General features: G+C 75.3%; 8 protein-coding genes. 5 read left to right on the forward strand and 3 right to left on the reverse strand.

All coding sequences use genetic code 11. The annotated features are described in order from the left end of the window. Positions 1 to 38 precede the first annotated feature (38 nt). Positions 39 to 410: a hypothetical protein gene (locus AA75_RS15685; RefSeq protein WP_033820641.1), complete on the reverse strand. Its 372-nt coding sequence runs from the start codon at positions 408 to 410 to the stop codon at positions 39 to 41. Between the two features lie 294 nt (positions 411 to 704). On the opposite strand from AA75_RS15685, the gene AA75_RS15690 reads away from it, so the two are divergent. The 5 genes from AA75_RS15690 to AA75_RS15710 all read left to right on the forward strand — a co-directional run bounded on the left by AA75_RS15690 (position 705) and on the right by AA75_RS15710 (position 4883). After that, positions 705 to 2294, forward strand: a complete 1590-nt coding sequence (locus tag AA75_RS15690; protein WP_033820642.1) for an MFS transporter — start codon at positions 705 to 707, stop codon at positions 2292 to 2294. A 113-nt stretch (positions 2295 to 2407) separates the two neighbouring features. Beyond that, positions 2408 to 2677, forward strand: a complete 270-nt coding sequence (locus AA75_RS15695; RefSeq protein WP_033820643.1) for a GlsB/YeaQ/YmgE family stress response membrane protein — start codon at positions 2408 to 2410, stop codon at positions 2675 to 2677. A 224-nt stretch (positions 2678 to 2901) separates the two neighbouring features. Further along, a complete protein-coding gene (locus AA75_RS15700) occupies positions 2902 to 4185 on the forward strand; it encodes an APC family permease (protein WP_033820644.1) in 1284 nt (427 codons plus the stop codon). A 27-nt stretch (positions 4186 to 4212) separates the two neighbouring features. Further along, on the forward strand, positions 4213 to 4470 hold the full coding sequence (locus AA75_RS15705; RefSeq protein WP_082526547.1) for a MarR family winged helix-turn-helix transcriptional regulator: 258 nt from the start codon (positions 4213 to 4215) through the stop codon (positions 4468 to 4470). Then, entirely contained in the window at positions 4467 to 4883 is a 417-nt protein-coding gene (locus tag AA75_RS15710) for a hypothetical protein (protein WP_033820645.1), read from the forward strand. The genes AA75_RS15705 and AA75_RS15710 overlap by 4 nt, the downstream gene beginning before the upstream one ends. 74 nt (positions 4884 to 4957) lie before the next feature. Here AA75_RS15710 and AA75_RS15715 read toward each other — a convergent pair whose 3' ends face one another. Next, complete coding sequence (locus AA75_RS15715; RefSeq protein ID WP_051812498.1) at positions 4958 to 5587, reverse strand: DUF309 domain-containing protein; 630 nt, start codon at positions 5585 to 5587, stop codon at positions 4958 to 4960. Beyond that, entirely contained in the window at positions 5580 to 5945 is a 366-nt protein-coding gene (locus AA75_RS15720; protein ID WP_033820646.1) for a gamma-glutamylcyclotransferase family protein, read from the reverse strand. The genes AA75_RS15715 and AA75_RS15720 overlap by 8 nt, the downstream gene beginning before the upstream one ends. Between the last annotated feature and the right edge of the window lie 438 nt (positions 5946 to 6383).

Genomic DNA, 6383 nt, shown 5'->3' on the forward strand with positions numbered 1-6383 from the left:
CGTCGCACGGTGGTCGACGCGGGGTGGTCGACGCGGGGTCAGCAGTAGGGCAGGCCGGGCACCGGCTCGTCGTTGCCGCCGCCGGACAGGTAGATGACGTTCACCCAGACGCCCTTGTTGCCGCTGTCGTCGTCGGTCTTGGCATACCAGAAGTTGTGGTACTGGCCGTCGGACATCTCGGTGCCCCTGGCCTGGCAGTAGAAGTAGTTGTCACCGGCGTAGAGCGTGCCGGCCCGGACGTTGCCCGCGAAGAAGCTCGGCGCGTTCTTCCACACGTGGCAGTTGTAGGTGCCGTTGCCGTTGTTGGTACACCCGCTCGCCGCGTCGGCCGCGGTCGCGGTCAGACCGAGCGTTCCGAGGCCGAGCACGGTCGCCGCGCCCGCCAGGGCCAGCCTGCGCACACCGGACATGGGGATCTCCTCATCGTGGTGGTGGTCAGCGGTGGCGGGTCGGTCCGCCGGTCCCCCGGCGGCCCCGCCACGACCAGGGAACCACCGCCTCCCGGTGCCCGGTACCTGACACCTGTCAGGGTCGTGTCGGGCCACCCTGACGTTCCGTCGGCCACCGGCCCGGAGCCCTCGCCGCGCCCCCGGGGTGACCGCCATCCGCGTGACATCGACGCGCCGTCAGGGTGCGCCGCCGCCGGGTCGGGCAGGCTCGGACACGGGCCGCGGGCGCACGGTCGGCGGACGGACGGAAGGCGGATGCGAGACGTGAGTTCCCGGAGCGGGGTGTCCGGCGGGGCCGGGACCAGTCAGCCGCTGGCGCTGGCGGGGATGCTGTTCGCGGTGTCGATGACGTTCATCGACCAGACGATCGTGTCCATCGCAGCGCCCAGCATCATCCGTGAACTAGGCCTGTCCTCCTCGGGGATGCAGTGGGTGGTCAACTCCTACCTGCTCTCGCTGGCGGCGTTCTTCGCGCTCGGCGGCCGGGTCGCCGACGTGCTCGGGCACCGGCGGATGATGCTGGTGGGCACGGTGGTGTTCGTGGTGGCGTCGGCGCTGTGCGGTGCCGTCCCCGAGGGCGGCGCGGCGCTGGCCTGGCTGGTGGTCTTCCGGGCGGTGCAGGGGCTCGGCGCGGCCCTGATGTTCCCGGCCGCGCTGGCGGTGGTGGTCGAGGTGTTCCCGGTCGAACGCCGGGGCCGGGCGCTGGCCCTGTTCTTCGGCGTCTCGGGCGGGCTGACCGCGCTCGGCCCGATCCTCGGCGGTGTGCTGACCAGCTGGACCTGGCGGGCGATCTTCTGGGTCAACGTGCCGGTGGCGGTGGTCGCGGTCGTGCTGACCCTGCTCGCCCGGATCCGCAACACGCCGCGGCCCGAACCGATCGACTGGCAGGGCGCCGCGCTGGTCGCGGTCGGCATGGGCCTGAGCGTGCTGGGCCTCCAGCAGGCGCAGACCTGGGGCTGGGACTCCGCGCTGACCTGGCTGTGCATCATCGGCGGCCTGGCGGTGCTGGCCCTGCTGGTGGTCGTGGAGTTGCGCACCGACCACCCGTTGATCAGCATGCAGATCTTCCGGGACCGGGCGTTCTCGGTCGACAACGCCGTGCTCTTCTTCTCCATGATGGCGTTCGTCCCGGTGTTCTTCTTCGCCTCGGTCTACGCGCAGGTCTCGCTCGGCTACTCCCCCAACGAGGCCGGGCTCTACCTGCTGCTGTTCTTCGCCGGGTTCGGGCCCGCGTCGCAGATCGGCGGCCGGATGCTCGACCGGCGCGGCGCCCGGCCGCCGATGCTGCTGGGCACCCTGGTCGGGGCGGTCGGCTTCGCCCTCTGGGCGGTGAAGATCACCGACCTGTCGCTGGGCGCCCAGTGGCCGTACATCGTGCTGGCCGGCGCCGGGATCGGCCTGCTGCTCACCCCCGCCTCCACCGACGCCGTGAACCGGGCCATCGGCCGCTCGTACGGCGAGGTCACCGGTATCACCCAGACCGTCCGCAACTACTCCGCCAGCGTCAGTCTGGCCGTGCTCGGCACCGTCCTGCTGCACACCCTCACCGACCGGGTCCAGCAGACCCTGGAGGCCCAGGGCCTCGCCGCCGGGCCCGCCCACTCGGCCGCCGACCGGATCGCCCAGAGCATCACCGGCCACGGCGGCGGGAGCGGCGCCCCCACGGGGGTGGACAGCTCGGTGGTGCGGCAGATCCAGGTCGACTTCGCCGAGGCCAACCGCCCGGTGCTGATCGGGATGGCCGCCGCCCTGGTGGTCGCCTACCTCTGTGCCAGGCTCCACCCCGGCACCCGGGTCACCGCCGCCTCCGAGGCGGCCGAACCGGTCCCGCACCCCGCGCCGTAGCCGTGGCGCCGCCCCGGGCCGGGTCCGGACGTGCCGAATGCCGCCGCCCGCGCGATGCTGATCATCACACCCCGCCGAGCAGCGGCGGCGCGGACGACTGACCGGAGGCCATCGTGTTCCAACTGCTGTGGATTCTGCTGATCGGCTTCGTCCTCGGCCTGCTGGCCAAGCTGCTCCTGCGCGGCCCCCAGTCCATCCCGTGGTGGCTGACCATGATCCTGGGTGCGGCCGGCGCCCTGCTCGGCAACGCCGTCTCCGGCTGGATCGGGGTCCGGCACACCGGCGGCATCGACTGGATCCGGCACCTGCTGCAGATCGGTTTCGCCGTGCTGCTGGTGGGCCTGGTGGCGCCGGCCTGGGGACGCCGGAGCGCCGGACGCTGATCCGGCCACCGATCTCGCCGCCGATCAGGCAGCTGATTCCGACGCCCGCCCGGGAAGGCCGGACGGCCCGCCGCACCCCCCGTGCGGCGGGCCGTGGCGTACCCCGGGGCGCCCGCCTGCCGCCGACCGCCGGAGCGCACGCGGTGCGCGACCCGGGCGGCACCGAAGGGACACCTCGCTCCGCTACCCTGCGGCGCGGACAACCACCGGGGAGGGACACAGCGATGACGACACAGCCGGGTACCGGCACGACCGGGCTGACCAGGCGGCTGGGGCTCGCCGACGCGGTGGTGATCGGTCTCGGGTCGATGATCGGGGCGGGGGTGTTCGCGGCGCTGGGGCCCGCCGCCGGTGCGGCCGGCGCCGGCCTGCTGCCGGCGCTCGCGGTCGCGGCGGTGGTCGCGTACTGCAACGCCACCTCCTCCGCCCGGCTCGCCGCCCGCTACCCGGCCTCCGGCGGGACGTACGTCTACGGCCGCGAGCGGCTGGGCCCGTTCTGGGGGCACCTGGCCGGCTGGGCCTTCGTGGTCGGCAAGACCGCCTCGTGCGCGGCGATGGCCCTGACCATCGGCTCGTACCTGTGGCCCGGGCAGGCGCACGCCGTGGCGGTGGCCGCGGTGGTGGCGCTGACCGCCGTGAACTACGCGGGCGTGCAGAAGTCCGCCCGGCTGACCCGCGTGATCGTCGCCGTGGTGCTCGCCGTGCTGGCCGCGGTGGTCACCGCATGCCTGACCGGCGGTACCGCGGACGCCGCCAACCTGGGCCTCGGCCACCTCGACGGCTCCGGCGACCCCGGCGGCGCGGGCGGCGTGCTGCGCGCGGCCGGGCTGCTGTTCTTCGCCTTCGCCGGGTACGCCCGGATCGCCACCCTCGGCGAGGAGGTCCGCGACCCGGCCCGCACCATCCCGCGGGCGATCCCGCTCGCCCTCGGCATCACGCTGCTGGTGTACACGGCCGTGGCGGTCGCCGTCCTGGCCGTGCTCGGCCCGCAGCGGCTGGCGGGCGCCGCGGCGCCGCTGGCCGACGCGGTCCGGGCGGCGGGCTCGGCCGGTCTCGTCCCGGTGGTGCGGGCCGGCGCCGTGGTCGCGGCGACGGGCTCGTTGCTGGCACTGATCCTCGGGGTCTCCCGCACCACCCTGGCGATGGCCCGCGACGGGCACCTGCCGCGGACGCTGGCCGCCGTCCACCCACGCCACGGCGTCCCGTACCGGGCCGAACTCGCGGTCGGCGCGGTGGTCGCCCTCCTCGCGGGCACGGCCGACCTGCGCGGCGCGATCGGCTTCTCCTCCTTCGGCGTCCTGGCGTACTACGCCGTCGCCAACGCCGCCGCCTGGACCCTCTCCCCCGCCGAACGCCGGCCGCCCGCGGCGGTCCCGGTGATCGGGATGCTGGGCTGCCTGACGCTCGCCTTCACCCTGCCGACCGCTTCGGTGCTGGCCGGTGCGGCGGTGCTGGCGGTGGGAGCGGCGGTGTACGGGCTGCGCGCGGCCACGGCGGACCGCGGCTGACGTGGCGAGCGATCGAGGTCGGCCCGGCTGCGGCCGGGCACCCGCCCCACCACGCTGACCAGCGTGCTGGACCGTCTGGAACGACGCGGCCACATCACCCGCGGCACCCGCCCGGGAGACCGCCGCGCGGTGGTCATCGAACTCACCGCGTCCGGGCGCGTGGCCGCCGCCACGATCCGCCGGGCCGTCACCGACCTCGAGCACCGCGCACTCCACGGCCTGCCGGCCGACGCCATCGCCTGCCTGCGCACCGCGCTGCAAGCCCTGACCGAGGTGTCCTCATGACCACCCACTCCGCCGACTTCAACGCGCTGATGGCCGAAGTGACCGCGGCCTCGGGGAAGTTCGGCCACCGGGAGCACGTCCATCTGACCTGGCTGGCCGTGCGACGGTTCGGCGTGCCCGCAGCGGTCGACCTGGTCAGCGACGGCATCCGGCGCACCGCCCGCTACGCGGGCGTGCCCCAGAAGTACCACGCGACCGTCAGCCGGGCCTGGGTGGAACTGGTGGGGCACCACGCGGCCGGTCACGGAGACGACGACTTCAGCGCGTTCGCCGACAACCACCCCGCCCTGCTCGACAAGCGCCTGCTGACCCGGTTCTACCGTCCGGCGACGCTGGCCGGCTCCCCGGCGAGGACCGGCTGGGTCGAGCCCGACCTCGCGCCCTTCCCGTGGGACGAAACCGACCGGCGGTAACCCCGGGCGGAACCCCGGTGGGCGGTGGTCACCCCCTCGATCGCGCTCCGGATCGGGCTCCGAGGTCGTGCTCTCTAGCAGCCCGGGGGCACCAGGGGTGGGACCGGGGGCAGGGTGAGGACGTCGGCGGCGGCGGACTGGTGGCGGGCCCAGTGGGCGAGGGCGGCCAGGTCGGTACCGTACGGCGGGTCTGCTGCGAAGGGGGTCAGGCCCTCGGCGGCGCGGGAGAACAGGGCGCGGGCACCGGCTTCGTTGCCGCGGGCGGCGTGCGTCAGGCCGACCGCGAACTGGGCGAGGGCCCGCCACAGCGGCCGCTCCGGGTCCGGGGCGGACTTCCAGCGGTCCTCCAGCACCTCGTGCGCGTGGAACGGCCGGCCGGCGTCGATCAGCCGCTGCGCCTCGGCCAGGGTCCGTTCGGCCGAGCGGATGACGCCCTCCGGCTGCCGCATCACGCCCTGCTGCCCGTACGGCAGCGGGCGCCCGAGCCCGTCGCGGGGGCGGCCGTTGCGGGCCCGGCCGGCGGCGTCGCGGTCACGGCCGGGCCGGGCACCCGGGGGCCGGGGGACGGGGCCCGCGGTGGTCGCGGGCGGGGCGCCGCAGCCGGTGCAGACGGCGTCCGGGGCCGCCCGCAGGCGGCCGCACCGATCACAGACCCGGTTCAGCAGACAGGCCGGGTCGCCGGCCTCGGGGGGCGTCTCACTCATGACCCGATTGTCGCGCGTCCAGGTAGGCCCAGGCCCGGGTGCCCGAGCGCAGCGCCACCTCGGCGCGGACGTAGTCGTCCGCCTCGTAGTCGTCGGCGGCGGCGAGCTCGGCGTCGGTGATGGCGAAGACGCTGCCGTCGACGGCGTCCGCCGGGTCCGTCGAGACCACCACCAGGGGGTGCAGGTCGCTGCCGCTCGCGGCGATCACCTCGGGGTCGGTGATCCGGACGTGGTCCAGGCGGTGGCCGGGCAGGGCGTCGGGGCGGCCGTCGAGCAGGCGGCCGAAGCGGGCGAGCTGGACCTCGCCCTGCTGCAGCGTGCCGTAGGAGAACAGCAGGTGGGTCGCCTCTTCGGCCATGCGTCATAACTCCTTCGCGAACGGCGTGCCGGGACACGGCAGTTGCCGGTCAGCCTACGCGGGCGCCTCGGCCGGCCGAACGCCAGGGCACCGCACCCCGGGCGGCGGAGCGCCCTGACCTGGCGTCAACCGGCGGCGCAGTCACGATCAGCGCGAGCCGCACCCAACCTGGCGATCCGCTCGCCGGGCCGGGGGCAGCCCGTAGCCCCGCAGGGTGACCGGGCGAAGGCCGGGCGGGTCATGGGCAGGAGCCCCCGCGGCCGGTGACGTGGGGTCAGGCCGGGGCCGGGTGGTCGGGGTCGTGGGCGAAGGCGGGGGTGATGCGGGAGAGGTCGGCGGCCAGGCCGTGGAGCCAGGCGTCGGTGTCGAACAGGACGGGGAGGGCGGCGGGCGGGGTCGAGCGGCCCGAGGTGTGCCCGGGGGGCTGCGGGGGGCCGG

The sequence above is a fragment of the Kitasatospora sp. MBT63 genome, assembly GCF_000710465.2.
Lineage (GTDB): Bacteria > Actinomycetota > Actinomycetes > Streptomycetales > Streptomycetaceae > Kitasatospora.